This is a genomic window from Rothia halotolerans (assembly GCF_004136635.1).
In the GTDB taxonomy this organism is placed as follows: domain Bacteria; phylum Actinomycetota; class Actinomycetes; order Actinomycetales; family Micrococcaceae; genus Rothia; species Rothia halotolerans.
The window spans coordinates 187,282-211,425 of sequence record NZ_NOIU01000005.1 but is presented as its reverse complement, the minus strand read 5'-3'; the positions used below and the strand labels follow the sequence as shown (position 1 = coordinate 211,425).

Below are 24,144 nucleotides of genomic sequence, written 5' to 3'. Positions count from 1 at the left end.
CCGCCTTACCCTGCCTCCCCCCTTCCCGAACCCCTGACCGTACCCCGCCTCCTCCCCTCGGCGCTTCATGCGCCGCCCATCGACCACTCGACGAATAGTGTGTGAACCATGACCCAGAACTCGTCCGCCTCCGCGGCGGAGATCGCCAAGAGCCTGCCCGCCCTGCAGCATCCGGACGGCAGCAGGATCCGCGCGCTCGTCGTCGACGACGAGGCGATGCTGGCCGAGCTCATCGGCGCGGGCCTGCGCATGACCGGCTGGGAGGTCCGCCAGGCGGGCGACGGCCCGAGCGCCCTCGACGCCGCCCGCGACTTCCGCCCCGACGTCCTGGTGCTGGACATCATGATGCCGGGCTTCGACGGCGTCGAGCTCCTGGGCCGCATCCGCCGCTTCGCCCCCGCCGTGCCCTGCCTGTTCCTCACCGCCAAGGAGTCGGTGGACGACAGGATCCGGGGCCTGGCCGCCGGCGCCGACGACTACGTGACCAAGCCCTTCTCCATGGAGGAGGTGATCATCCGGCTGCACCGGCTGGTCCAGCGCTCGGGCGTGGCCGCCGTGGACGAGGACGAGCTCGTGGTCGGCGACCTCGTCCTGCACCTGGACAGCCGGGAGGTCACCCGCGGCGGCGAGGAGATCCAGCTGACCGCGACCCAGTTCGAGCTGCTGCGCTACCTCATGGAGAACCCGCGGCGGGTGGTCTCCAAGGCGCAGATCCTGGACAACGTGTGGAACTACGACTTCGGCGGGCAGGCCAACATCGTGGAGCTGTACATCTCCTACCTGCGCAAGAAGATCGACGTCGGCCGCGAGCCCATGATCCACACCGTCCGCGGCGTCGGCTACGTCATCAAGCCCGCCTCCTGATGCGGACCGAGCAGCGGGCACGACGCCGGGGCCCCGCCGGCCGGCGCCTGAGCACCCGGCTCATCGCGCTCCTGCTGGCCTTCCTCGGCATCGCCTGCCTGGTGATCGGCGCCGTGAGCTACACCGCGATGAACGCCTCGCTCACCGGCCAGCTGCGCTCCCAGCTGACCGAGGCCTCGGACCGGGCCACGAGCTTCCGCGGTCCCGCCCGCGGCTGGGAGGGCCACGGCTCCGAGGACCTCTACGCCGAGCCCGGCACCGCCTCCGACGGGAGCGAGATCCCCAACCCGCTCAACGCCCCCGGCCAGGCCGCGGGCACTCTGAACGCGCGGATCGCCGGGGACGGGACCGTGGTCGGCGGGCTGCTGGACACCTCCGGCGCGGCCGTGGACCTGACGGCCGGCGACGAAGAGGAGCTCACCGCGCTGGAGCCCGGGGCGGACGCCGTCGAGCTCCAGCTCTCGGCCGGGGACTATCTGGTGGTCGCGGACTCCGACCAGGACGGGGAGACAGTGGTGACGGGCCTCCCGCTGGCCGGGGTGCATCGGACGCTGACCTCGATGCTGCTGATCACCGCGGGGGTCACCGGCGCCGCGCTGCTGCTGGCCGGCGTGCTGGGCTCCGTGGCGATCCGCCGGACCATGCGGCCGCTGGAGCGGGTCTCGGCCGTGGCCACCGAGGTCTCCCGGCTGGACCTGGGGGCCGGTCAGCTGCCCGCCGAGTCGCGGGTGGCGCCCGAGGACTCGCGGCCGGGCACCGAGGTGGGAGCCGTGGGCCACGCCCTGAACCGGATGCTGGAGAACGTCGACGCCGCCCTCACGGCCCGGCAGCGCTCCGAGGACCGGATGCGCGCCTTCGTCGCCGACGCCTCGCACGAGCTGCGCACCCCGCTCGCGGCGGTCCGCGGGTACTCGGACCTGATGCGGTGGACGGAGGAGCTGAGCGAGGACGGCGTCGTCTCCCTGAGCAGGATCGACACCCAGGCCCAGCGGATGGGGGCGCTGGTCGAGGACCTGCTGCTGCTGGCCCGGCTCGACGAGGACCACCGCCCCGCCGAGGAGGAGGTGGACCTGACCGAGCTGGTGGTGGAGAACGTGACCGACCTTCAGGTGGCCGCGCCCGGGCACCGCTGGGCCCTGGAGCTGCCGGACGAGCCGGTGACGGCGCTCGGGGATCCGCGGCAGCTGCAGCGGGTGCTGCTGAACCTGCTCTCCAACGCCCGGAAGCACACGGAGGAGGGCACGCTGGTCACGACCTCCCTGAGCGCCTCGCCGGACGGGCGGGAGGCGGTGCTGAGCGTGGTCGACGACGGGCCGGGCATCGACCCGGACTTCCTCCCCGAGGTCTTCTCCCGCTTCGCCCGGGCGGACCGGGCGCGCTCCGGGGAGGCGGGGACCACCGGGCTGGGGCTGGCCATCGTCAAGGCGATCGTGGAGAACCACGGGGGCCGGATCGAGGTGGCCTCCCGGCCCGGGCGCACGGAGTTCACGGTGCGGCTGCCGCTGCTGGGGCAGGGGGCGGAACGGTCCGGACCGGAGGGACCGGGGACGCCGGCGGCCCCTCCCCCCACGCCGTGACCGTCGCCCGACCGGGCGGCGGGATCGCGACCTGACCGGGCACCGGGGCTGGTTGGCCCGGTGCCCCTCCCCTACGCCAGCGTCGCGTCCACGTTCTCGGGCAGCAGGACGGTGTCCAGAGCCAGCTGGGCGGCGCCCGCGAGCCCCGCCTCGGCGCCGAGCGTGCTGGCGACGATGTCGATCGTGCTGGTCAGGGAGGGCGGGTAGCTGCCGTAGATGGTCTCCCGGATCCCCGCCAGCAGCGGCTCCGGGGACTCCGCCAGGTTGCCCCCGACGATGATCACGGCGGGGTTGGCCACCGCGGCGAGGAAGCCGAGCGGCCCACCCAGCTGGCGCCCCGCTTCGCGCACCAGGCGGATCGCCTCCGAGTCGTTGCCGCGCACGAGGTCGACGATCTCCCGGCTGGTGCGCGCCCGCCGGCCCTGTTCCCCGAGCTTCGCGGCGATCGCCCGGCCGCTGGCGACGGCGTCGAGGCAGCCGCGCTGGCCGCAGCGGCACAGGATCTCGCCGCCGCGCGGCACATGGCCGATGTCCCCCGCCGCACCGTGGGCACCGTGCAGGACCGCGCCGTCGACGATCACCGCGCAGCTGACCCCCATGCCCACCTTGAGCACGATGGCATTCCGGCAGCGCCGCGGGTCGCGCGCCTGCTCGCCGCGCGCGAGGATGTTCGCGTCCTTGTCCACCACCACCGGGACCCCGGGGAACGCCTCCCCGAAGGCGGCCGGGACGTCGGTCCCCTCCCATCCCGGCAGGTGCGGCCGCTGCATGATCCCGCCGGCCACGGGTCCCGGGACACCCACGCCGATGCCGCGGATGCGCCACTCCTCCAGGCCGATCTCGTGGATCAGCTCCCGCATCCGCTCGATGACGTAGCCCAGGACCGGGCCCGGGCCGTCGTCGGCGTCCAGATCGGCCTCGGCCGAGGCCACCAGGCGGCCGTCCAGGTCGGCGATGCCGATCCGGGTGTGCCGCCCGCCGATGTCGGCGACCATCAGCCGGCCGACGTCGGCGTTGAAGGAGTACGTCTCGGCGGGCCTGCCGCCGGTCAGCACCGGCTCGTTCACGGTGATCAGGCTCGCCCGGTGCAGCAGGTCCAGCCGCTCGGCGACGGCGGTCCGGCCCAGCCCGGAGGCCTTCACCAGCTCCGCGCGGGTCCAGGCCGGGGCGCCGCGCACGATGCTCAGCAGGGCGCCCGGCCCGAAGGATCCCCGGGACCTGCCGCCCGCCGTCTGACCACCCATCGCCGCATCTCCTCCGGTACGTCTGCATCTGCGCCCCGAGGAGCGCGAGCGCCGTCCGGGCATCGCGCCGAGGGGCTCCGCGCGCAGGGGCAGCCGTCACGGAACACTGTACGTGAAGGCAGGCGCGCTCCCGGAGCCGTCCCGGGAGCGCCGGCCCCGCCCCCTCCTCGGGAGCCCTAGTAGCCGCCCTCCTCCGAGGACCCGCCCTCGAGCACCTTCCGGCTGCCGGAGACCCCCAGGCGGGTGGCCCCCGCGGCGACCATGGCCTCCGCGGTCTCCCGCGTGCGGATCCCGCCGGAGGCCTTGACGCCGAGTCTGCCCTCGACCGTCTCGGCCATGAGCCGGACCGCCTCGACGGTGGCGCCGCCGGCCGGGTGGAAGCCGGTGGAGGTCTTCACGAAGTCGGCCCCGGCCCGGGCGGCCGCGCGGCACGCCACGACGATCCCCTCCTCGTCCAGGGCCGCGGACTCGATGATCACCTTGAGCACGGTGGGGGCGGGGGCCGCCTCGCGCACGGCGCGGATGTCCGCCTCCAGCGCCTCGCCGTCGTGCTCCCTGGCGGCGCCGACGTCGATCACCATGTCGATCTCGTCCGCGCCGGCCTCCACGGCGGCGGCGGCCTCGGCGGCCTTGATCCTCGACTCGTGCTTCCCGCTGGGGAAGCCGCACACGGCCGCGACCGCGAGGCCGCCGCCGGTGGGGAGGCTGAGGGGCAGCATGCTCGGGGAGACGCACACGGAGTACGTGCCGAGCTCCGCCGCCTCCCTGATCAGGGCCTCCACGTCGCCGGGCGTGGCCTCCGGCTTGAGCAGGGTATGGTCGATGATGCGGGCGAGTTCCTGAGTGTCCATGTAGCTATCCTTACTCTCTTAGTCTGTCCGTGCGCCGGACGGCGCGCCTGCGGAGCGGATCAGCGTCCCTGCGGGGCGGGGACGCGGGCGGCGAGCGAGGCCTCCACGGCGTCGACCACGGCGTCGGCGGTGATGCCCTTGCGGCGCAGCACCTCCGCGCCGTTGCCGGAGGAGCCGAAGCCCTCCACCGAGACCGCCACGCCCTGGGTGCCCAGGTAGCGGTACCAGCCCTGGTCCGTGCCGGCCTCGACGCTGACCCGGGCCGTCACCTCGGCGGGCAGCACCTCCTCGCGGTACTCGGGAGTCTGCTCCTCGAACCACTCCAGGCACGGCATGGAGACCACCCGGACGCCGACGCCGCGCTCCGCGAGCCGCCGCGCGGCCTCCACCGCGAGGTGCACCTCCGAGCCGGTGGCCAGGACGATCGCGTCGGGGCGTCCCTCGGCGTCCGCGAGCACGTACCCGCCGCGGCGCACGCCGGCCTCGATCGCGGACTGGTCCTCCAGCACGGGGACCCCCTGCCGGCTCAGGGCCAGCGCCACGGGCCCGCGGGGCTCCTCGAGGATCCGGCGGTAGGCGGCGACCGTCTCGCGGGCGTCGCCCGGCCGCACCACGGCCAGGCCGGGGATGCCCCGGTAGGCCCACAGGTGCTCGACCGGCTCGTGCGTGGGGCCATCCTCGCCGACCGCCACGGAGTCGTGCGTCCAGACGTAGAGGACGGGCAGCTGCATGAGCGCGGCCAGCCGCACCGAGGGGCGCATGTAGTCCGAGAAGACGAAGAACGTGGCTCCGAAGACGCGGGTCAGGCCGTTGAGCGCGATGCCGTTCAGCACCGCGCCCATCGCGTGCTCGCGGATGCCGAAGTGGATGGCCCGGCCCTCCTCGCCGCCCGGCCACTCGACGTTCGTCGAGCCGGCAGGGAGGAAGGAGGGGAACTCGGCCGACCAGGTGCCGTTGGTCTCCGCCAGGTCGGCGGATCCGCCCCACAGCTCCTCGGTCCGGTGCCCGGCCCCGACCAGCGTCCGGGCGCTGGCGACGCGGGTGGCCAGCGACTCGCCGGTCTCGAACGTCGGCAGCTCGGCGTCCCAGCCCTCGGGCAGGCGGCCCTGCTCCAGGCGCTCGAGCGTCCGCTCCCGCTCCGGATGCTCCTGCGCCCACGCGGCGAAGGCCTCCTCCCACGGAGCCCGGAGCCGCTCGGCGCGGCGGGCCGCCCGGGTCCGGGTGCGCTCCAGGAGCTCGGCGGGCATGTGGAAGGAGAGCCCGGGATCCAGGCCCAGGGCCTCCTTGGTCGCGGCGACCTCGGCCTCGCCCGGGGCCCCGGCGTGCGCCTTCGCGGTGCCGCCGACCGCCGGCATGGGATGGCCGATCCGGGATCTGAGCCGGATGAAGACGGGGCGGTCGTCGGCCTCGAGCGCGGCGTCCAGGCCAGCGCGGACGGCGTCGAGGGATTCGGCGTCGTCGATCGTCAGGGTCCGCCAGCCGTAGGCGGCCATCCGTGCCGAGACGTCCTCGCTGGTGGCGACGTCGGTGGGGCCCTCGATGGAGATCCCGTTGTCGTCCCAGACCAGCACCAGGCCGGCCAGGCGCAGGTGCCCCGCCAGGGCGGCGGCCTCGTGGCTGATGCCCTCCTGCATGTCGCCGTCGGAGGCGAGGCAGTAGATCCGGTGGTCGAAGGGGCTGGCGCCGGGGGCGGCGCCCGGGTCGAGCAGGGAGCGGACCCGGCGCGTGGCCATCGCCATGCCCACGGCGTTGCCGATCCCCTGCCCCAGCGGGCCGGTCGTGGTCTCGACGCCGGGGGTGTGGCCCCACTCGGGGTGGCCGGGGGTGGCCGAGTCGAGCGTGCGGGCCGCCCGCAGGTCGGACATCTCCAGGCCGTAGCCGGCGAGGAAGAGCTGGAGGTAGAGCGAGAGGCTGGTGTGCCCGCAGGAGAGGACGAACCGGTCGCGGCCCAGCCACCCCGGCTCGGCGGGGTCATGGCGCAGGTACTCGTTGAAGAGGACCGAGAGGAAGGGGGCGAGGCCCACGGCGGTGCCGGCGTGACCGGAGCCCTTGGCCTGCACGACGTCGAGGGGCAGCACGCGGGCGTGCCGGACGGCGTCCTCGTCGAGGGCCGAGTGGGCGGTAGATGCTTCTGACATGGCCTGGTGTCTCCTTGCCGGTCCTATGGTTCAGAACGTGTCGATGGTGTTACACTCTAACCTAATGCCGCTAAGCGGCAAAAGAGGCTCTTCGAGGATCCGGTGTCGCAAAGAAGCGATTCCGCTGGAAAGACGCCCTGCTATTGGGCGACTTATGGACGCCGAGCCCCCGCGACCCGCGCCGGAGACCCCGAGCGAGGCGACGAGGGGTCCCATATTTACCACTCACCGACATAAGCCCCCTCCGCGGGGTGCCGAGACCGTCCAGGAGGACGCATGAGCCTGTCGACCTGGCTCCCGGAGGGAGCCGTCCGCATCCGCGCCGAGGCCTCGGACTGGCGGGGGGCCGTGCGCCTGAGCGGCGAGGCCCTCACGGAGGCCGGAGCCGCCGAGCCCGCCTACACGGACGAGATGATCCGCACGATCGAGGAGCTCGGCCCCTACATCGTGATCGCCCCCGGCTTCGCCCTGGCCCACTCCCGGCCCTCCCCCGCCGTCCGGCGGGCGGGGCTGAGCTGGATCACCCTGCGCGAGGCCGTGCCCTTCGGCTCCGCCAAGAACGACCCGGTCGACGTCGTCGTCGGCCTGGCCGCGCTGGACCACGAGGGGCACCTGGAGATGATGTCCGAGCTCGCCCGGGTCATCTCCGACCCCGAGCTCCTGGCCGCCCTGCGCGCCGCGGGGAGCGAGGACGAGGCCCGCGGCGTACTCGACGCCGTCGGCTCCTGAGAGAGACCCCGAGAGAAGGAAGAAAGACATGAAGATCGTGACCGTCTGCGGCATGGGCATCGGCACCTCCGTGCTGCTGAAGATGAACACCGAGAAGGCGCTGCGCGCCCTGGACCTCGACGGCGAGGTGGAGGCCGCGGACATCGGGGTCGCCCGCGGGATGGCGCGCAGCGCCCAGATCGTCCTGACCTCCGCCGAGCTCGCCGAGGAGATCGGCGACGTGAGCGCGCAGGTCATCGTCATCGACAACTTCACCGACTCCGAGGAGATCGGCCGGAAGCTCTCGGAAGCCCTGGGATGACCGGGACCCCGGGAAAGGACTGAACAATGGACTGGTTCCTGCAGGTGCTCGACTTCATCGGGCAGCAGATCCTCAACGTGCCGGCGTACCTGATCGGCATCATCACCGCCGTGGGCCTCATCGCCCTGCGGCGCAACGCCGGGCAGATCGTGGGCGGCGGCCTCAAGGCGACGCTGGGATTCCTGATCCTCGGCGCCGGCTCCGAGGTCGTCACCGCGGCCCTCACGCCGCTGGGCGACCTCATCCTCGCGGTGACCGGCGCCCGGGGCGTGGTTCCCACCAACGAGGTCATCGCGGCGATCGCCTCCGAGGAGTACGGGGCGGAGGGCGCCTACGTGCTCGTTCTGGGCTTCATCGTCATGCTGCTGCTCGCCCGCTTCACCCCGCTGCGGTACATCTTCCTGACGGGCCACCACATGGTGTTCATGTCCATCCTCCTGACCGTGGTCCTCTCCGTGGGGCTCGGCGACGAGCTGGGCTGGCTGGTGGTGCCGGTGGGCGCCGTCCTGCTGGGCGTGATCATGGTGGTCATGCCGGCGTTCACGCAGCCGTGGACCCGGAAGATCACCGGCGACGACTCGATCGCGATCGGCCACTTCGGGAGCCTCGGCTTCCTCGCCGCGGGCGCCACCGGCCAGGCCGTGGGCCGCCGCAGCCGCTCGACCGAGGAGATCAAGTTCCCGCAGGGGCTGCGCTTCCTCCGCGACTCGATGATCGCCACCGCCCTGTCCATGGTGCTGATCTACTGGTTCTTCTCCATCTGGGGGCTCATCAGCCTCCCGCGGGACCAGGCCCTGGACATCTTCGGCTCGAGCGACGCCGGGGACTTCATGATGGCGGCGCTGGGCTTCGCCCTGCAGTTCGGCGTCGGCGTCGCGGTGATCCTCTATGGCGTGCGGACCGTGCTCGGCGAGCTGGTCCCGGCCTTCCAGGGCATCGCGGAGAAGCTCGTGCCGGGCGCGAAGCCCGCGCTGGACATCCCGATGATCTTCCCGTACGCGGCCAACGGCGTGCTCATCGGGTTCATCTGCTCCTTCGCCGGCGGCCTGATCGCGCTGGCGGTCATCGCGACGTGGCTCAACCCCGCCTTCGGGCTGGCGCTGATCCTGCCCGGGATGGTCCCGCACTTCTTCACCGGCGGCGGTGCAGGCGTGTACGGCAACGCCACCGGGGGCCGGCGCGGGGCCGCGATCGGCGGCTTCGTCAACGGCATCCTGATCACCATCCTGCCGGCCCTGCTGCTCCTGGTCTTCGGGGAGATGGGGCTGCAGAACTCCACCTTCGGCGACGCCGACTTCGGCTGGTTCGGCACCGCCGTCGGCTCGGGCTTCTTCATCGGCCCGGTGCCAGGACTGATCATCTCCCTGGTCATCGCCGCGGTGCTGGTCGTCGGCGCCTCGGTCTTCCAGCGGCGGGTCGTGGACCGGGGCTGGGTCCCGGGCGCGCGCCGCGACGCCCTGCTGGCCGAGGAGACGACCGCGGCGAAGGAGGAGAGGGAAGGGGCGACGGCCCCGGGCGCCCGGCGCTGAGTTCCGCCCCCTGCCCAGCCCGCGAGGGCCGATGCCCCGGGACCCGACGCCGATCGGGTCCCGGGGCATCGACGCGCACCCGTCCCGAGGAGGACACTTTTGAACACGAGGGCTCGGGAGGAGGATCACCATGGACCACGAGCGGCTCGACGTCGAGATCATCGACCACGACTTCCTCACCCGGACGCACCTGGGCCGCCTCCAGGAGCTGTTCGACGGCGAGTACCGCCACACCCACGGCCGCTGGAGCCCGCACCGGCCCTACGGCTACTCCCCCGCCGACGTCCACGTCCTGATCTACCGGGGCGAGGAGCTGCTCGGCCACGCGGGCTTCCAGCGGCGCGGCATCACGGTGGGGCACCATCGCATCCGGGTGGGCGGGACCGGCGGCGTGCTGATCACCGAGGCGGAGCGGGGCACCGGGATCGGCCGGATCCTGCTGCACCACATCCGGCAGACCATGCGGGAGGCGCCGCAGGTGGAGTACGGGTACCTCGGGTGCGGTGAGAGCGTGGTCCCGTTCTACGAGGCCGCGGGATGGCACCGGATCGCCGCGGCGGAGAGGTCCCTCTCCCGGGCCACCGGCCGGCCGCGGTACGTGGCGGCCGGCGCGCCGATCATGATCCTCCCGGTCTCCCGCTCGCTGGACCAGTGGCCGCGGGGCGTCGTCGACCTGCACGGGACGCCCTGGTAGGGGCGCCGGGGCGGCCCTTCCCTCACCGTGTGGCCAGGCGCTGCTCCTCGCGGAAGTAGTCGAGCATGCTCAGCTCGGCCGCGGCGTCGTCGTCGAGCAGGATGAGCGCCCGCCGGTGGAACTGCAGCGCCGACGCCGGGCACATCGCGCTCACCGGCCCCTCGACCATCGCCCGGACCGCGGCCGCCTTGCTCCGGCCCTGCGCCACCAGCACCGCCGTCTTGGCCTCCCCGATGGTCCCGAGCCCCTGCGTGATGCAGGTCCGCGGCACCTCCTCGTCCCGGAAGAACCGGCTGTTGTCCCGCCGCGTGGCGGGCGTGAGGACCTTGACGCGGGTGCGGGAGCTCAGCGAGGAGGTGGGCTCGTTGAACCCGATGTGGCCGTTGGCGCCGATGCCCAGCAGCTGCAGGTCCACGCCGCCGGCCTCGCGGATCTCGCGGTCGTAGCGGGCGGCCTCCTCGTGGGGGTCGGCGGCGTCGCCGCGGGGCGTGTGTAGCTGGTGGAGGGGGAGGCCGACGCGGTCCGTCAGCTCCCGCCGGATGGTCGAGTGGTAGGACTGCTCGTGATCCCGTGGCAGGCCGACGTACTCGTCGAGGGTGAAGGCCGTGACGCCCACGAAGCTCAGTCCCTCCTCCCGGTGGCGGCGCTCCAGCTCCTCGTAGGTGCTGCGCGGGGAGCTGCCGGTGGCCAGGCCCAGGGTCATCGGCCCGCGGGCCATGCGCTCCTGGACGAGGTCGGCGGCGCGGCGGCCCACGCCCTCGGGGGTGCCGCACAGAACGATCTTCATGCTGTCTCCTTCTGCTGGTCGGGTTCCCCGGCACCGGGTTCTCCGAGGCCGGGGGCTTCCTCGGCCGGATTCCGGCGGGCGGGGGCATCGAGGGGCGGGAGGAGGGCTGTGGGCGTCCGGGCGGACGGGGTCCGGGAAGGCTCCGGGGATCCCGCCGTTTCCGGAGCGCCTGTCGGGGCCATGGGCCCCGACTGATCGGGGGGCCTCGCCGGCTCCGGGGCCACCGGCCGGCCCGCGCGGTGGACCTCGAGGACGCGCAGGTCCCCGTCCGTCACCACGATATCCGCGCGGCGCCCCGGGGCGAGCTCGCCAACCTCGGCGAGGCCCATGGTCCGGGCGGGGGTGGAGGAGGCCGCGGCCACGGCGTCGGGCAGGGGGATCCCCCAGGCCACGCAGTTGCGCACGCCGTCGATCAGCCGGCTCGTACCGCCCGCCAGCGCTCCCGGCTCGCCGCGCTCGGTGTCCGCGCTGAGCCGGGCCTCGCCGTCGGCGACCGTGACGTCCATGGACCCCAGGGCGTAGCGGCCGTCCGGCATGCCCGCGGCCGCCATCGCGTCGGTGACCAGTGCGATCGCGCCCGGGCCGACCATCGAGAACATCCAGCGGACCAGCTCCGGCTCGACGTGGACGCCGTCGGGGATCAGCTCGAGCATCACCGGCGGGGTGTCGGCGGCGCGGTGCCCGGGAGGCGACCCGACGCCGTCGCGGGCCGCGCGCATGAGCACCGGGATCGGCCCCGGCTCCCGGTGGGTCAGGGGCGCGATCCGGTTGAACAGGTGCGTCCCGCTCCACGGCCCCGGCGGGGCCTGCTCCATGACCTCCCGGACGCGGGCGTCGGTGGCCTCCGAGTGGCCGATGGAGGGGACGACGCCGTGCTCCCGGCACAGCTCGACCAGCCGCGCCGCCTGCGCCGTCTCGGGGGCGAAGGTGATCGAGCGGATCGTCCCCCGTCCCGCGCGCAGCCAGCCCTCCAGCAGGCCGGGGTCGCCGGGGATCAGTGCCGCGGGGTCCTGGGCCCCGCACATCCCCTCGGCGAGGAACGGACCCTCCAGGTGGATCCCGGCCAGCTCGCCCGAGCGCACCGGCGCCTCCAGCTCCTCGATCTGCCGCAGCAGCGTCTCCGGCGGCGCGGAGACCAGGGAGGCGAAGAGCGAGGTGGTGCCGTGCGCGGCATGGTGGCCCGCCGCGATCCGCGCCCCCTCGACGTCCTCGCCGAAGGTCTCCCCGCGGGCCCCGTGGCAGTGGACGTCCACGAGCCCGGGGAGGATCAGCGGCGCGCGGCGGGCCGCCTCGGCGAGGCCCTGGGGGGCGTCCTCGGCCGGCCCGCACCACGCGATGCGGTCCTCGCGGACCCACACCACCGCGTCGGGGAGCTCCCCGGCGCCGGAGGTGCCCGGCACGAGCCGCCCGCGCAGGCCCCAGCCGCGGTCCGCGCGCGTCGTCGTCCCCTCGTTCACGACGACGCCCCCTTCCGGCCGCCGGCACCGTCCCGGCCCTCGGGCCCGTCCGGGTCCGTGCTCCGTCCGGCGTCGGCATCGGCAGAATCGCCGTGGGCGCCGCCCCCGTTCAGGCGGTCCCGCTCGGCAGCGGCCTCGGCGTCGGAGCCGCCGGCTCCTGTACCGGCCGCACTCGCCCTCCCGGCTGCTCCGTTCCCGGCCGCCGCCGGGGAGCCGTTGAGCACCGGAGCGGCGTCGTTCCCGGCCGTCGCGGGCGCCTCGGCCTCGTCCTCCCGCCCCGGCGTCTTCAGGTTCCAGCGGCGGATCACGAAGCGGAAGAGCAGGTAGTAGATCGCCGCGTAGCCCAGGCCGATGGGGATCAGCCAGATCGAGTTCTGCGAGATGCCGAAGTTCAGCACGTAGTCGATCGCCCCGGCCGAGAAGCCGAACCCGGTATGGATGCCCAGGGCGTTGACGAGCATCATCGAGGTCCCCATCAGCACCGCGTGGATGAGGTACAGCGGCCAGGCGATGAACATGAAGGAGAACTCGAGGGGCTCGGTGATGCCGGTCAGGAAGGCGGTGAGACCGGTGGAGAGCATGATGCCTCCCGCGATCTTCTTCTGACTGGGGCGCGCCTCCTGCCAGATCGCCACGGCGGCCGCGGGCAGGGCGAACATCATGATCGGGAAGAAGCCGGTCATGAACACGCCGGCCGTGGGATCACCGGCGAAGAAGCGGTTGAGATCGCCGTGGGCCCCGTTGTAGTCGCCGAGGATGAACCAGACCACGGAGTTGAGGATGTGGTGCAGGCCCAGCGGGAGCAGCAGGCGGTTCAGGAAGCCGTAGACCCCGCTGCCGACCACCGCGTTCTCCGAGACCGCTCCGCCCACGGAGGTGAGGCCCCTGTCGAAGAAGCCGTAGACCAGGGAGAGGACCACGCCGATGACGATCGCCGCCACCGCGGTCAGGATGGGCACCAGACGGCGGCCGCTGAAGAACCCGAGCCAGTCCGGAAGCCTGGTGCGGTGGAACCGCTGCCACAGCAGAGCAGAGGTCAGGCCGATGACGATGCCGCCCAGGACCCCGTAGTTGATCACCGGCTCGTCCTCGCCTGCGGATGGGCCGTCCAGGACGATCGGGGCCATGACGGTGAAGACGTTGGTCATCACCAGGTAGCCGACCACTGCGGCCAGGGCCGTCGACCCGTCGCCCTTGCGGGCGAACCCGAAGGAGATGCCCACCGCGAAGAGCAGGGGCAGGTTGTCGAAGAGAGCGGAGCCGGCGGCCCCGATGACCTGAGCCGTGGTGGAGAGGGCCTCGAAGCGCCCCAGGAGGTCGTCCTGGCCGAGGCGGAGCAGGAGCGCGGCGGCGGGCAGGGCCGCGATGGGCAGCATCAGGCTGCGGCCGAAGCGCTGCAGGATCTTCATGGCCCTGCCCTCCCCCTGGGAGGACTTCTTCTTGCCGGCCGGCGGATCGCTCGCGGCCCGGGCGGCGGTGGTGTCGGAGGACATCTTGGAACCTCGGTTTCCCTCTGAGGTGCGATGGATGGACGAGCTTGTGAACGCCCCGAGGAGGGGGTACGCTCGATCCAACTGATTATAACCAGTGGTTTCCATCACTGTGAGTGATCCGTTGAGCTTTTGTCAACCGTCCGTTCCCGCCGAGGAGGCGGGGCCGGGAGAGGGCCCCACCGCGCCCTCGAGACCCCCATCCAGGAGGCCGTCATGTTCAATCCCCAGGAGATCCTCGCCGCGCTCGGCGGGGCGGAGAACGTCGAGGAGATCGAAGGGTGCATCACCCGCCTGCGCACCGAGGTCGCCGACTCCTCCCTCGTGGACCAGGCGGCCCTGAAGTCGCTGGGCGCACACGGCGTCATGGTCTCGGGCAGCGCGGTGCAGGTGGTCGTCGGCCCGGAGGCCGAGACCATCGCCGAGGACATCCAGGACCTGCTGTGATCCACGAGGCGGCCGGCGTCGTCGTCGGCGCCCCGTTCACGGGCCGGCCCCTGATGCTGAACGAGGTGCCGGACCCGGTGTTCGCGCAGGGGATGGTAGGCGCGGGGGCGGCCGTGGAGCCGCTGCCCGACGCCGGCCGCCTCACCGTGACGGCCCCGCTCGCGGGGAAGGTGGTCAAGGCGATGCCGCACGCCGTGGTGCTGCAGTCCCCGCGCGGGTTCGCGGTGCTGGTGCACGTCGGGATCGACACCGTCACGCTCGGCGGCGAGGGCTTCGAACTGCTCGCCGCGGAGGGCTCGGAGGTCGGGGCCGGCGAGGCCCTGGTGGAGTTCGACGCCGCCGCGGTCCGCGGGAGGGGGCTGAGCCCGGTCTGCCCCGTCGTCGTGCTGGACACCGCGAAGGAGCACGTCACCCCCGCCGGCCCCGGCGGGACCGTGCGCGAGGGTGAGACGCTGTTCACCGTGCACCTGTTCGATGTGCGAGACTGATGTCCCGTGACGGAGAGCAGGCTGCACAAGCACGAGTGGGTGAGGCAGCAGCTGCGCGACCTCGCCCTGCATGAGCTCGCCCCCGGCGACGCGCTGCCCGGCGAGCGCCAGCTGGAGCGGACGTACGACGTCTCCCGCATCACCGTGCGCCGCGCCGTCTCCGACCTGGTCTCCGAGGGCGTGCTCGTGCGCATCCACGGCAAGGGGACCTTCGTCTCCCACGGCCGGGTCCGCTCCGACCTGCACCTCGCCTCCTTCAACGAGGACATGCGCCGGGCCGGCTACGCGCCGAGCACGCGCGTCGTCGAGGTCCAGGCGCGCTTGCCCGAGGCCCAGGTGGCGGCCTTCCTGGGCCTGGACGCCGGCGAGGAGGCCTTCATGGTCAAGCGCGTGCGCCTGGCCAACGGGGTGCCGGTCAGCGTCGACGAGTCCTGGATCCCGCCCCGCCTGGCCCCCGACCTGCTGCGGCGGGAGATGACCGGGTCCCTGTACGCCCACCTCGCCGAGGCGGGGCATCCGGTGCGGATGGCGGAGCAGACCGTGGAGGCCGCCGCGGCGACGCCGGAGATCGCCCCCCTGCTGGAGATCGAGCCGGCGACGCCGGTGCTGCTGTTCCACCGCTACACCTACACGGGCACCCCCGACGCCCGGGTCCCGGTGGAGTACTCGATCTCGACCTACCGGTCCGACCGGTACCAGCTGTCGATGCGGCTGGGGATGGACGGGGCGTAACCTCCCGCTGCCACCGCCCGCCCTGTGATGGAGTGGAGGTGCGGGTCCGACCAAGGCCCGGACCGCGCGCAGCCGATCGCAGGGGAGGCATCGTGGCCGACGTTCCTCAGCTCCGAGACCGTCCGGACGAGGGAGACCAGGAGAAGCGGATGGATGCGCCCGAGTTCTTGGGGCGTGCGGCCCTCATACTGCTCGCCATTGCCGGGATCCTCGGCCTCTACCTGGCCGTGGCGCGGTTCGGCGGGTGGCACCTGCTGTGGATCTCCGCGGGCGCCGTCGTGCTGGTCATAGGGGGTCAGCTCGTCTCCGATCGATTGGACCTCAGTGCCCGACGGCGCCAGGGCCTTCCGACGAACCCGGTGCCGATCCCCCGCGGGCACGTGGGGTGGATGGCCGTCGTCGCGGTGGGGCAGTGCTTCCTGGGGCTCTGGTTCGTGATCGATGATCGGGAACGGCACCAGGGCGGAGATACGGCGCTGGTGCTCGGTATCGCGCTGCTGGCCGCCTCCCTCTGCTCCATGATCCAGGCCGCCGGGAAACGCCGGTACGCCATCCAGCGGTAGCAGGAGCCGGTTCGCGCGGAAGCGGGACGCCCGGCGGGATAGTCTGAGCCCATGCTGACCGATCCCCTCGAGCGCCTCATGGAGGAGGCGCAGGACGAGGCTCGCCGCGGCCTCGGGCCGGACCACACTGTGGGCGCGGCCCTGCTGACCGAGGGCGGCCGCGTGGTGCGCGGGCTGAACACGCACCACTACCTGGGCGGCCCGTGCGCCGAGACGGTGGCCCTGTCCAACCATGCCGCGCGGTGCCCGGAGGACCCGGTGCGGGCCGTCGTCGCCGTCCACGGGCCGACGCGCGACGTGATCGCCCCATGCGGCATGTGCCGTCAGATCCTCTTCGAGATCGATCCCGGGATCGAGTGCGGCGTGCCCGGCCCGGACGGACCGGAGATGCATCCGGTCCGAGCACTGCTCCCCCACCCCTATGACCGGGCGGAACTCTTCCGCACCGAGGGAGACGGCTTGCGGAATCGATCCCGCATGCCAGAACGGGAGCCTGCCGGTCAGGAGACCCTGACGGCCGGCGGACGCGTCTACCGCGTGAGGCGGGCCCGGGCGGAGGACGTGGCGGGCGTCGTCGCGCTCCTGGCCGACGACGCCCTGGGCCGCGGCCGCGAGAGCATCGCGGCGGAGGCGTACCGCGAGGCCTTCGAGGAGATCGACGCCGATCCCCGCCATCTCCTCGCCGTGGTGGTCGCACAGGACGGGGCCTTGGCCGGGACGATGCAGCTGACGATCCTGCCCGGCCTCTCCCGCGGCGGCGCGCGGAGGCTGCAGATCGAGGCGGTGCGCATCGCCGCCGGCGAGCGCGGCGGGGGCCTGGGGTCCGCCATGATCTCCTGGGCCGAGGGGTACGGCCTCCGCCGGGGCGCGGTGCTCGCCCAGCTGACCTCGGACAACGTGCGCGCCGACGCCCACCGGTTCTACCAGCGGCTGGGCTACGCGGCGTCCCATACGGGCTTCAAGAAGCCGCTGGGATAGGAGGATCGTCGCATCGGCTCCGCTCCTGTGCCAGGGTGGAGGATGAGAGCCCGCCGACAGCGAGGGACCGCCGACGTCGAGGAGGCCGCAGGGACGCCGTGAGAACCGTATCCTCCGTGGGACTCGAGCGCATGGGCAGGGCCGTCCTCTGCACGGTCATGGGCCTCGCCGTCGCGTCCATCCTCCTCCCGCTGTGGCTCCTCGGCGGGGATCTCGGGAAGGGGACGCTCGCCCTCCTGATCTGCGTGATGCCCCTCACGGTCTGCGCCGTGGCGAGCGTCGTCATCATGCGCACCGAGATCCGCCAGGACGAGGAGGGCGCCGTCGAGCTCCGGCTGTGGCCGTACTGCCGCAGACGTCTTCCGGCGGCGTCCATCCTCTCCGTCGAGCCGACCGACCGCTGGACCTACGCCGCCGGCTACGGCTACAGGTTCCTCGGCGACGGTGCCCGCGCCCTCATGACGGGCGGCCCGACCATCACCATCCGGACGACCGAGCGGACCTGGGTGGTCACCGCGCGCGACCAGCGCTCCGTCGTCGAGGCCCTCCGCCTGCGGCTGGAATCCGCTGACGACGACGGCGGCCACGGCCGGCCCTGATCGCGGCGGACGAGCCCCTCCCGCCGGACCTCAGCCCCCTCGCCGCCCCACCAGCCGGTCCAGGCTCCACTCGTAGCGCTCCGTCCACACCGAGGCGTGGATCCACGTCTCCACGGCGTGCACCCCGGCGAGCTCGCGGAGCCCCCTGACCACCTCGGTGTACTCGGCGATGGAGCGCGCCGCCACGGTCGCCAGGAGGGAGAAGCGCCCGGTCGTGCGCGCGAGGAACTCCAGGCCGGGGAGCTCCAGGACGGCGGCCTCGACGTCCCGCTGCTCCTCCTCGCCGCCCGTCAGCGAGACGCCGAGGCCGAACAGCACGCCCCTGGTCACGCTGCTGCGCCGGCGCACCCCGCCGATCTGCATGACGCGCGCCTCCAGCAGCCGCAGCGTCCGGCTCCGGCACGCGGAGGCCGAGCGGCCCGTGCGGCGCGCCAGCTCGCCGAAGGTCAGCCGGCCGTCCCGCTGCAGGTTCGTCATGATCGCGACGTCGAAGTCGTCGAACACCAGCTCCGAGTCCTCGGGCTCCTCGCCCAGCAGCAGGGTCTTGAGCACGTGGTCGTACAGGGCGAGCTGCACCTCGATGACGCCGGGGATCGCCCGCATCGCGCGGACCGAGCGCGCCAGCTCGCCCTGCGAGGCGGCCCACACCTCGGCCACCACCGGCGCGGGCCCGGTGACCTCGGAGAGGTAGACGACGCCGTCGAACCCCCGGAGCCGCTCGAAGACCGGCCGCGTCGGCCCCGCCACGCGGAGCGTCAGGTGGGCCTGGACGGAGAAGCCCAGCACGCGGGGGTGCAGCGCGGCCAGGACCCGGAGCTCTCCCGAGTCCAGCAGCTCGCGGACGCGCTGGGCGACGAGGGAGCGGTGGACGCCGAGCTCTGCGGCGAGGGCCGAGAACTGGGCGCGTCCATCGACCTGCAGGGCCCTCAGGAGGTCTTCGTCGAAATCGGGCATGCCTCGATTCTCGCAGAATCCCGTCCCGGCGCTGAGGACAGAAAAACTCGTACGGCTCTGCACAGCCGCTCATATGAGACGTTCTGACAGAGCACAGCGCCATCTGTTCTTGTTGAGAACGGTTATCGATCATTCCGCTGTCCTCCGCCGCGCTTCCCCGAATATCCTCGGAAGTCACCACCGACCCGAAGGAGTCCCCACCGTGCGCAAGCTCGCTTTCACCCAGGCCCCAGCGCCCGCCGCGCCCCGGATCGTCACGGCCGGCCGGATCCGTGCCCTGGACGAGGCCGGCAGCACCCCCGAGGCCTTCCTGGTGCTCGGGGACCGCATCCGGCACGTCGGCCCGGTCGAGGACTGCCGGGAGGCGGCCGGGAGGGTGAGCGCGCTCGAGCCCGAGCTGCTCGACCTCGGCGCGGCCACCGTGGTGCCCGGCTTCGTCGATGCCCACGCCCACCCCCTGATGCTCGGCCAGATGATGAGCTGGGTCGACTGCGGCCCCGAGAAGGCCGGGTCCATCCCCGAGATCGTGGAGCTGCTGCGCGAGGCCGCGAAGGCCCTGCCCGCCGGCCGCCCGATCCGGGGATACGGATACGAGCAGCGCAACCTCGCCGAGCGGCGCCACCCCACCCGCCACGAGCTGGACCGGGTCGCGACCGACCGCGAGGTGTACCTGATGAACGCCTCGGGCCACGGCGGCGTCGTCAACTCGCACACCTTCGAGCTGCACGGCGTCACCCGGGACACCCCGAACCCGCCGGGCGGCGAGTTCTTCCGCGACGAGGCCGGGGAGCTCACCGGCGAGCTCTCCGACGCCGCGTGCAACGTGCTCACCGGCCTGGAGGGCGTCAAGATCGGCCATCACGGCCCCAACTTCCACCTCGCCGACGAGCCCGAGGAGCATCGCCGCCAGCTCGCCGCCGCGCAGGAGAGCTTCCTGGCCGGCGGCGTCACGACCATCGGCGACTGCCAGGTCAGCCGCCGCGAGTTCGACATGTACCTCCGCCTGGCCGAGGCCGGCGACCTGAAGGTGCGGGTCAGCATGTACCTGCTCTCCCACCTGCTCGACGACGCCGTCGAGATGGGCCTGCACGGCCAGTTCGGCAACGAGCACCTGAGCTTCGCGGGCATCAAGTTCTACTCCGACGGCACCCTGGGCGGCTGGACGGCGTACTTCCCCGACGGCTACGTGGGCGACCCCTGCCGCACCGGCCAGCTGTACCACGAGCCCGGCGACTACGCCGAGCTCATCAGGAAGGCCCACCGCGTCGGCCTGCAGACCGCCACCCACTCGCAGTCACCCACCGCGCTGGAGATGGTGATCTCCGCGATCGAGGAGGCGCTGGCCGAGCGGCCGGATCCCGATGCGCGGCACCGCATCGAGCACTGCGGCCTCCCCACCCCCGAGCAAATCCGGCGCATGGCCGCAGCCGGCATCTATCCCGTGAACCAGCCCCAGCACCACTACAACTGGGGCGAGGGCGTGGAGCAGGCCATCGGGACGCCGGGCGAGCGGTTCAACCCGCTGGGCGAGTTCGAGCGGGCCGGCGTGCAGGTGACCATCTCCTCGGACGCGCCCGTCGCCGACCCCCGTCCCATGGAGGCGATCCAGGCCGCCGTCTCACGCGTCACCCGGCGGGGCACGCACCTCGGACCCGAGGACCTCGCGGTCTCGCTCGACACCGCGCTGCGAGGGCACACGATCTCCGCGGCCCGAGTGCTGGGCCGCGAGGACGAGATCGGCAGCCTCGAGGTCGGCAAGCGCGCCGACTTCGCCGTGCTCGCCCGCGATCCGCACCAGACGCCGACGCAGGAGCTGGCCGGCGTCGAGGTGCTCTCGACCTGGGTCGGCGGGGCACGCGTCCACGGGCGCTGACCCTCCGCCCGGCCTCGCGCCCTCCGGGGGAATCCGCGACTCCGCGCCCTCCGAAGGCACCCTGCCCTGGTCCCTCCGGGGCGCCCGGCCCGGCATCCTCCAGACCACCCGACCCGGCACCCTCCGGACCCGACCACCACCGTTTCCCCCTCCACGCACGCACCAGCACACAGAACGGGATCCCCCATGGCACCCCAGCGCACGAAGCAGGCGCGGAAAGCCGCCTTCGCCGCTTTCATCGGCACCGCGATCGAGTGGTACGACTTCTACATCTACGCGTTCTCGGTGACGCTCGTCTTCAACGTCCTCTTCTTCCCCGAGGGCACCGACCGGCTGACCGCCATCGCGGCGGGCTTCGGCGCGGCGGCCGTGGGCTTCTTCGCCCGGCCGCTGGGCGCCGTCGTCTTCGGCCACATCGGCGACCGGTTCGGCCGGCGGCCGGCCCTGGTGCTCACGCTGTCGATCATGGGCGCGGCGACGTTCCTGATCGGCGTGCTGCCCACCTACGCGTCGGTCGGCGTCATGGCCCCGATCCTCCTCGTCGTGCTGCGCTTCCTACAGGGCCTCGCGGTGGGCGGCGAATGGGGCGGTGCCGTGCTGATGTCGGTCGAGCACGCGGACGAGCGGAAGAAGACCTTCTACGGCTCCTTCACCCAGCTCGGCAACCCGGCGGGCGCGCTGATGGCCACGAGCCTGCTGAGCCTGCTGATCGGCATCACCGGGGAGGAGGGCTACCTCGACTTCGCCTGGCGGATCCCCTTCCTGCTCTCCGCCCTGCTGGTCATCGTCGGGTTCGTCGTGCGGTGGACCGTCGAGGAGTCGCCGGTCTTCGAGACGGAGACCGCGGCGCTGAAGGCTCAGGCGGTCCGGCAGCGGGCCCCGCTGGTCGACGCGCTGCGCCGCAACTGGCGGACCCTCCTGCTGGGCATCGGGGCGCTGCCCGTCGCGGTCGGCGGTTACTACCTCACGACGACGTTCGCCACCACCTACGCGACCGACCCCAGCGTCGGCCTCCCCGAGATCCTGATCCTCAACGCGCTGAGCGTGGCCTCGATCGTGGAGCTGTGCGCCACCGTCCTCTTCGGGTGGCTGGGCGACCGGATCGGCCGGAAGACGGTCATCATCTCCGGGTCGATCCTCGTCGCGGTGCTCGGGATCCCGATGTTCCTGACGCTCGGGGGCGGGAACGTCGCGCTGATCTTCGTGATGTTCGCGCTGATGCGGTTCGCGATGTCGGCCACCTACGGGCCCATGGCCACCGCGATGTCGCAGATGTTCCGCCCGCTCGCGCGGTACACGAGCATCTCGGTCGCCTATCAGGCGGCGGGCGCGATCTTCGGCGGCCTCTCCCCCATCGCCGCGACGCTGATGTTCCAGGCGACCGGCAGCATCTGGCCCATCATCGGCCTGCTGGCCGGGATGTGCGCCCTCGGCGCGATCTGCCTGGCCGCGGCGCCGCAGTACGTGGACGACGTCGACGAGACCATGGGAGCGGTTGGGGTACGGCAGCGCACGACGCAGTGAGAAAAGCGGACGTCCCGACCCGCGGCATACTCCCCCGCTGTACCGTGGTAGCTATCGGTGAGGAGGCGAGCATGACCGTTGAGGACAGAACGAGCTTCGGGGACCGGAAGGTCTATTCGGTCCCGGAACGCTGGGAGGATCTGCGGGGCCCGGACCACGGCGTCCTCGAAATGCCGGTGACTCTGCACTGGGTCGAGGATCGCCGGATCCGCCTCGAGGAGCCGGGAGAGCTTCGCATGGGGTACCGCGCGGTCATCTGCGAGGGGCTCGCCGAGGATCAGGAGAGGTACCTCAACCCGGATCTGCTGCGCTCGATCTGGGCCGACATGGTCCTGCCCCCGCGCGTGCGCAGCCTGTGGCGCGCCCGGTTCCCCGAGCATCTGCCGGAGAACTCCCATGGCGTCCTCTGATCGGGAACGAGACCTCCGCTTCCAACGGCAGGTCACCCACCTGTTGCTGGAGCAGCTGCAGGCGCAGGGTTTCGTCCTCACCGGCTCCGGTGCGCTGCGCGAGCACGGCCTCATAGACCGTCCCACCAAGGACGTGGACATGTTCACCGAGATGTCTTCGGCGCAGACGTTCGTACCGGCCACGAAACGGGCGGTGGAGATGCTGCGCGCGGCCGGGTACGACGTCGAGGTAGGACGGGACTTCCCCACCTACAAGTCCATCGGCGTCAGTCGAGGAGACCAGCGCCTCGAGGTGGACTTCGGCCTCGACTATCGCGGGCATCAGCCGGTCCGGATGGAGATCGGCCCGGTCCTCGCCTTGGACGACGCCATAGGGAGCAAGGTCAGCGCTCTGTACAGCCGCGGCTACCCGAGGGTCTTCCTGGACGTCGACGCGATCCGCCAGACGGGACGCTTCACTGACGGGCACCTGCTGCAGGCCGGCCAAGCCCAAGATCCGGGTCTGGACCGGCGTCTTTTCGGTGAGCTGCTCCAGGATGTCTACAAGATCCGACTCGGCGAAGTACTCCCATACGGGATCACGGAGGAGCAGCTGGAGAACATCAAGCGACGCATGGGCGCTTGGGGCGAGGAGCTCAGCGGATGAAAGGGCTATCTCATCTAGCCACCGGCCTAGGTGCAGAAACGTCTTCTGCTGGCGAGGAGGAGCAGCTTACAGGTGCTCCAGGAGCGGTGGCTAGCGCCTGAGAGACCCCCGGCACAGCGCGTCATGCAGTCGGAAGATATTTTTCCAGCGCCTCGCGCATGACCTCCCTGGGATTCTTGTGATGGGCTTTGGCGTAGGCATCCAAGCGATCGCTCATGGCCTGAGGCAGACGCACCTGTCTCCGGGGGAAGCTGTCCGCGCCGGAGGGCGCCGCGCCCCGATTCGGTCACCCGCCAGCCGCGGCCTCGATCATCGCCCGGGCGGCGGCGTGGGTTTCATCGTTGCCTTCGATAATGCGCCGAGCACTGGAGATGGCCTCGGGCATCGCGTCGCTTTCAGCCCAGCGACTCAGGGCCTCGTGGTCGGGGGTCTCGGCGTTCATCGCGGCTTCCTCTCGTGGACTCATCTGGGCGTTCCTGCGACGTTCCCATTCTTCCAGGGCCCTGTCCCGGATCTTCCTCCGTGGCGGCATGACATGGAAGATCACCGTCGCTATTCGGCCATCAGCTGGCTGACCCGCTGGTGGGAGAGCTTCATGATGGACCCGGTCTCCCGAAGAGAACGGTGCTCCTCCTCGCGCAGATGCCGCGCGAGTTCGCGCCGCTTGGCCGAGGCCTCCTGGGCCAGTTGGTCGGCCCGGCTCTGGAGAGTCTCTATCTCGTCGAGGCTCGAGCTGACGTCCTCGGAGATGTTCGTGTGGAGGGCCACGGTGATGGCCTCCGGCGCCTGGCCCGTGAGGTCGGCGATCGCGGCGCGCATCTCATCCTCCGCCTGGTCCAGGCGACGGACCTGGCTGACCCCGACGCCCTCGACGACCAGGGTCCACCCCCCGCGGGCCAGCGGGGTCGCTTCAACGGTGTATGCGGTGCTCATCGGCGCCACCATCCCTTCCCTAGTTCCTCGGCGATCTCGGAGTGCCGACCCAGCGTCCTGCTGGTCGATCCGATGGTGACGATGGCGTGGCGGGTTCCCTCACGGGTTCCGTATCCCAGGCCGCGGGCCTTGGCCTGCCGTTTGAGCTTCTTGAGCACTGCGGTTCTCTTCATGAGTATCGTCTATCCCCCCTTGCCTAATCAAGGCAAGAGGGATAGACAATTGTGGACGCCGACTCATCAGGTTATGGTGCCTTCTGTACAACATGCACGCCCCCTGAAGCCGCAGGGGATAAGTCGTGCCCTTCCGGTGAGGGAGATACCCCTATATGTGCGG

Annotated in this window: 25 protein-coding genes and 1 pseudogene; 16 read left to right on the top strand and 10 right to left on the bottom strand. The window is 72.1% G+C overall.

Features of this window, described 5'->3' with window-relative positions; translation table 11 throughout:
• Positions 1-108 precede the first annotated feature (108 nt).
• Positions 109-864 carry a response regulator transcription factor gene (locus EWV39_RS13325; protein WP_129661296.1) on the top strand — a complete coding sequence of 252 codons (756 nt, stop codon included), beginning with the start codon at positions 109-111 and terminating at the stop codon, positions 862-864.
• On the top strand, positions 864-2,441 hold the full coding sequence (locus EWV39_RS13320) for a sensor histidine kinase (RefSeq protein ID WP_129661293.1): 1,578 nt from the start codon (positions 864-866) through the stop codon (positions 2,439-2,441). Before EWV39_RS13325 ends, EWV39_RS13320 begins: the two co-directional genes overlap by 1 nt.
• Before the next feature lie 71 nt (positions 2,442-2,512).
• On the opposite strand, the gene EWV39_RS13315 is transcribed toward EWV39_RS13320, so the two are convergent.
• The 3 genes from EWV39_RS13315 to tkt all read right to left on the bottom strand — a co-directional run bounded on the left by EWV39_RS13315 (position 2,513) and on the right by tkt (position 6,674).
• Positions 2,513-3,685 (bottom strand): ROK family transcriptional regulator, encoded by a 1,173-nt coding sequence (locus EWV39_RS13315; RefSeq protein WP_165313327.1) that lies wholly within the window; start codon positions 3,683-3,685, stop codon positions 2,513-2,515.
• A 176-nt stretch (positions 3,686-3,861) separates the two neighbouring features.
• The gene (gene deoC / locus EWV39_RS13310; protein ID WP_129661287.1) at positions 3,862-4,536 is read right to left on the bottom strand and encodes a deoxyribose-phosphate aldolase; all 675 of its coding nucleotides are present in this window, start codon (positions 4,534-4,536) and stop codon (positions 3,862-3,864) included.
• A gap of 59 nt (positions 4,537-4,595) precedes the next feature.
• Positions 4,596-6,674 (bottom strand): transketolase, encoded by a 2,079-nt coding sequence (gene tkt, locus EWV39_RS13305; RefSeq protein WP_129661284.1) that lies wholly within the window; start codon positions 6,672-6,674, stop codon positions 4,596-4,598.
• 276 nt (positions 6,675-6,950) lie between these two features.
• Here tkt and EWV39_RS13300 point away from each other — a divergent pair, with 276 nt between their 5' ends.
• The 4 genes from EWV39_RS13300 to EWV39_RS13285 all read left to right on the top strand — a co-directional run bounded on the left by EWV39_RS13300 (position 6,951) and on the right by EWV39_RS13285 (position 9,927).
• Entirely contained in the window at positions 6,951-7,403 is a 453-nt protein-coding gene (locus tag EWV39_RS13300) for a PTS sugar transporter subunit IIA (RefSeq protein ID WP_129661281.1), read from the top strand.
• 28 nt (positions 7,404-7,431) lie between these two features.
• Positions 7,432-7,704, top strand: coding sequence for a PTS sugar transporter subunit IIB (locus EWV39_RS13295; RefSeq protein WP_129661278.1), 273 nt, complete (start codon positions 7,432-7,434; stop codon positions 7,702-7,704).
• A gap of 26 nt (positions 7,705-7,730) precedes the next feature.
• Positions 7,731-9,233, top strand: coding sequence for a PTS ascorbate transporter subunit IIC (locus tag EWV39_RS13290; protein WP_129661275.1), 1,503 nt, complete (start codon positions 7,731-7,733; stop codon positions 9,231-9,233).
• A gap of 130 nt (positions 9,234-9,363) precedes the next feature.
• Complete coding sequence (locus EWV39_RS13285; protein WP_129661272.1) at positions 9,364-9,927, top strand: GNAT family N-acetyltransferase; 564 nt, start codon at positions 9,364-9,366, stop codon at positions 9,925-9,927.
• Positions 9,928-9,949: 22 nt separating this feature from the next.
• On the opposite strand, the gene nagB is transcribed toward EWV39_RS13285, so the two are convergent.
• From nagB to EWV39_RS13270, 3 genes and pseudogenes are all read right to left on the bottom strand, one after another.
• The gene (gene nagB, locus EWV39_RS13280) at positions 9,950-10,714 is read right to left on the bottom strand and encodes a glucosamine-6-phosphate deaminase (protein ID WP_129661269.1); all 765 of its coding nucleotides are present in this window, start codon (positions 10,712-10,714) and stop codon (positions 9,950-9,952) included.
• Positions 10,711-12,171, bottom strand: coding sequence for an N-acetylglucosamine-6-phosphate deacetylase (locus EWV39_RS13275; RefSeq protein WP_129661266.1), 1,461 nt, complete (start codon positions 12,169-12,171; stop codon positions 10,711-10,713). The genes nagB and EWV39_RS13275 overlap by 4 nt, the downstream gene beginning before the upstream one ends.
• Positions 12,172-12,416: 245 nt before the next feature.
• Positions 12,417-13,664: pseudogene (locus tag EWV39_RS13270) on the bottom strand (PTS transporter subunit EIIC); the annotation flags it as partial.
• A gap of 213 nt (positions 13,665-13,877) precedes the next feature.
• Here EWV39_RS13270 and EWV39_RS13265 point away from each other — a divergent pair.
• The 6 genes from EWV39_RS13265 to EWV39_RS13240 all read left to right on the top strand — a co-directional run bounded on the left by EWV39_RS13265 (position 13,878) and on the right by EWV39_RS13240 (position 17,468).
• Positions 13,878-14,108, top strand: coding sequence for a PTS sugar transporter subunit IIB (locus EWV39_RS13265; RefSeq protein ID WP_129661261.1), 231 nt, complete (start codon positions 13,878-13,880; stop codon positions 14,106-14,108).
• The gene (locus EWV39_RS13260) at positions 14,105-14,596 is read left to right on the top strand and encodes a PTS sugar transporter subunit IIA (protein WP_238148355.1); all 492 of its coding nucleotides are present in this window, start codon (positions 14,105-14,107) and stop codon (positions 14,594-14,596) included. Before EWV39_RS13265 ends, EWV39_RS13260 begins: the two co-directional genes overlap by 4 nt.
• A 6-nt stretch (positions 14,597-14,602) precedes the next feature.
• Positions 14,603-15,328, top strand: a complete 726-nt coding sequence (locus EWV39_RS13255) for a GntR family transcriptional regulator (RefSeq protein WP_129661258.1) — start codon at positions 14,603-14,605, stop codon at positions 15,326-15,328.
• A gap of 92 nt (positions 15,329-15,420) precedes the next feature.
• On the top strand, positions 15,421-15,891 hold the full coding sequence (locus EWV39_RS13250; RefSeq protein ID WP_129661255.1) for a hypothetical protein: 471 nt from the start codon (positions 15,421-15,423) through the stop codon (positions 15,889-15,891).
• A 51-nt stretch (positions 15,892-15,942) separates the two neighbouring features.
• Complete coding sequence (locus tag EWV39_RS14315) at positions 15,943-16,869, top strand: GNAT family N-acetyltransferase (RefSeq protein WP_129661252.1); 927 nt, start codon at positions 15,943-15,945, stop codon at positions 16,867-16,869.
• Positions 16,870-16,967: 98 nt separating this feature from the next.
• Entirely contained in the window at positions 16,968-17,468 is a 501-nt protein-coding gene (locus EWV39_RS13240) for a hypothetical protein (protein ID WP_129661249.1), read from the top strand.
• Between the two features lie 30 nt (positions 17,469-17,498).
• Here EWV39_RS13240 and EWV39_RS13235 read toward each other — a convergent pair whose 3' ends face one another.
• The gene (locus EWV39_RS13235; RefSeq protein WP_129661246.1) at positions 17,499-18,422 is read right to left on the bottom strand and encodes an Lrp/AsnC family transcriptional regulator; all 924 of its coding nucleotides are present in this window, start codon (positions 18,420-18,422) and stop codon (positions 17,499-17,501) included.
• Between the two features lie 202 nt (positions 18,423-18,624).
• Between EWV39_RS13235 and EWV39_RS13230 the strand changes: the two genes are divergently transcribed.
• The 4 genes from EWV39_RS13230 to EWV39_RS13215 all read left to right on the top strand — a co-directional run bounded on the left by EWV39_RS13230 (position 18,625) and on the right by EWV39_RS13215 (position 22,875).
• On the top strand, positions 18,625-20,295 hold the full coding sequence (locus tag EWV39_RS13230) for an amidohydrolase (RefSeq protein WP_129661243.1): 1,671 nt from the start codon (positions 18,625-18,627) through the stop codon (positions 20,293-20,295).
• 186 nt (positions 20,296-20,481) lie between these two features.
• Complete coding sequence (locus EWV39_RS13225; protein WP_129661240.1) at positions 20,482-21,819, top strand: MFS transporter; 1,338 nt, start codon at positions 20,482-20,484, stop codon at positions 21,817-21,819.
• 71 nt (positions 21,820-21,890) lie between these two features.
• Positions 21,891-22,229, top strand: coding sequence for a transcriptional regulator (locus EWV39_RS13220; RefSeq protein WP_129661237.1), 339 nt, complete (start codon positions 21,891-21,893; stop codon positions 22,227-22,229).
• Positions 22,216-22,875 carry a nucleotidyl transferase AbiEii/AbiGii toxin family protein gene (locus tag EWV39_RS13215; RefSeq protein ID WP_129661234.1) on the top strand — a complete coding sequence of 220 codons (660 nt, stop codon included), beginning with the start codon at positions 22,216-22,218 and terminating at the stop codon, positions 22,873-22,875. The genes EWV39_RS13220 and EWV39_RS13215 overlap by 14 nt, the downstream gene beginning before the upstream one ends.
• A gap of 286 nt (positions 22,876-23,161) precedes the next feature.
• On the opposite strand, the gene EWV39_RS13865 is transcribed toward EWV39_RS13215, so the two are convergent.
• The 3 genes from EWV39_RS13865 to EWV39_RS13205 all read right to left on the bottom strand — a co-directional run bounded on the left by EWV39_RS13865 (position 23,162) and on the right by EWV39_RS13205 (position 23,981).
• A complete protein-coding gene (locus EWV39_RS13865) occupies positions 23,162-23,317 on the bottom strand; it encodes a hypothetical protein (RefSeq protein WP_165313325.1) in 156 nt (51 codons plus the stop codon).
• Between the two features lie 110 nt (positions 23,318-23,427).
• Positions 23,428-23,808, bottom strand: a complete 381-nt coding sequence (locus tag EWV39_RS13210; protein WP_129661231.1) for a hypothetical protein — start codon at positions 23,806-23,808, stop codon at positions 23,428-23,430.
• Positions 23,805-23,981: a ribonuclease PH gene (locus EWV39_RS13205; RefSeq protein WP_129661228.1), complete on the bottom strand. Its 177-nt coding sequence runs from the start codon at positions 23,979-23,981 to the stop codon at positions 23,805-23,807. Before EWV39_RS13205 ends, EWV39_RS13210 begins: the two co-directional genes overlap by 4 nt.
• Positions 23,982-24,144 lie beyond the last annotated feature (163 nt).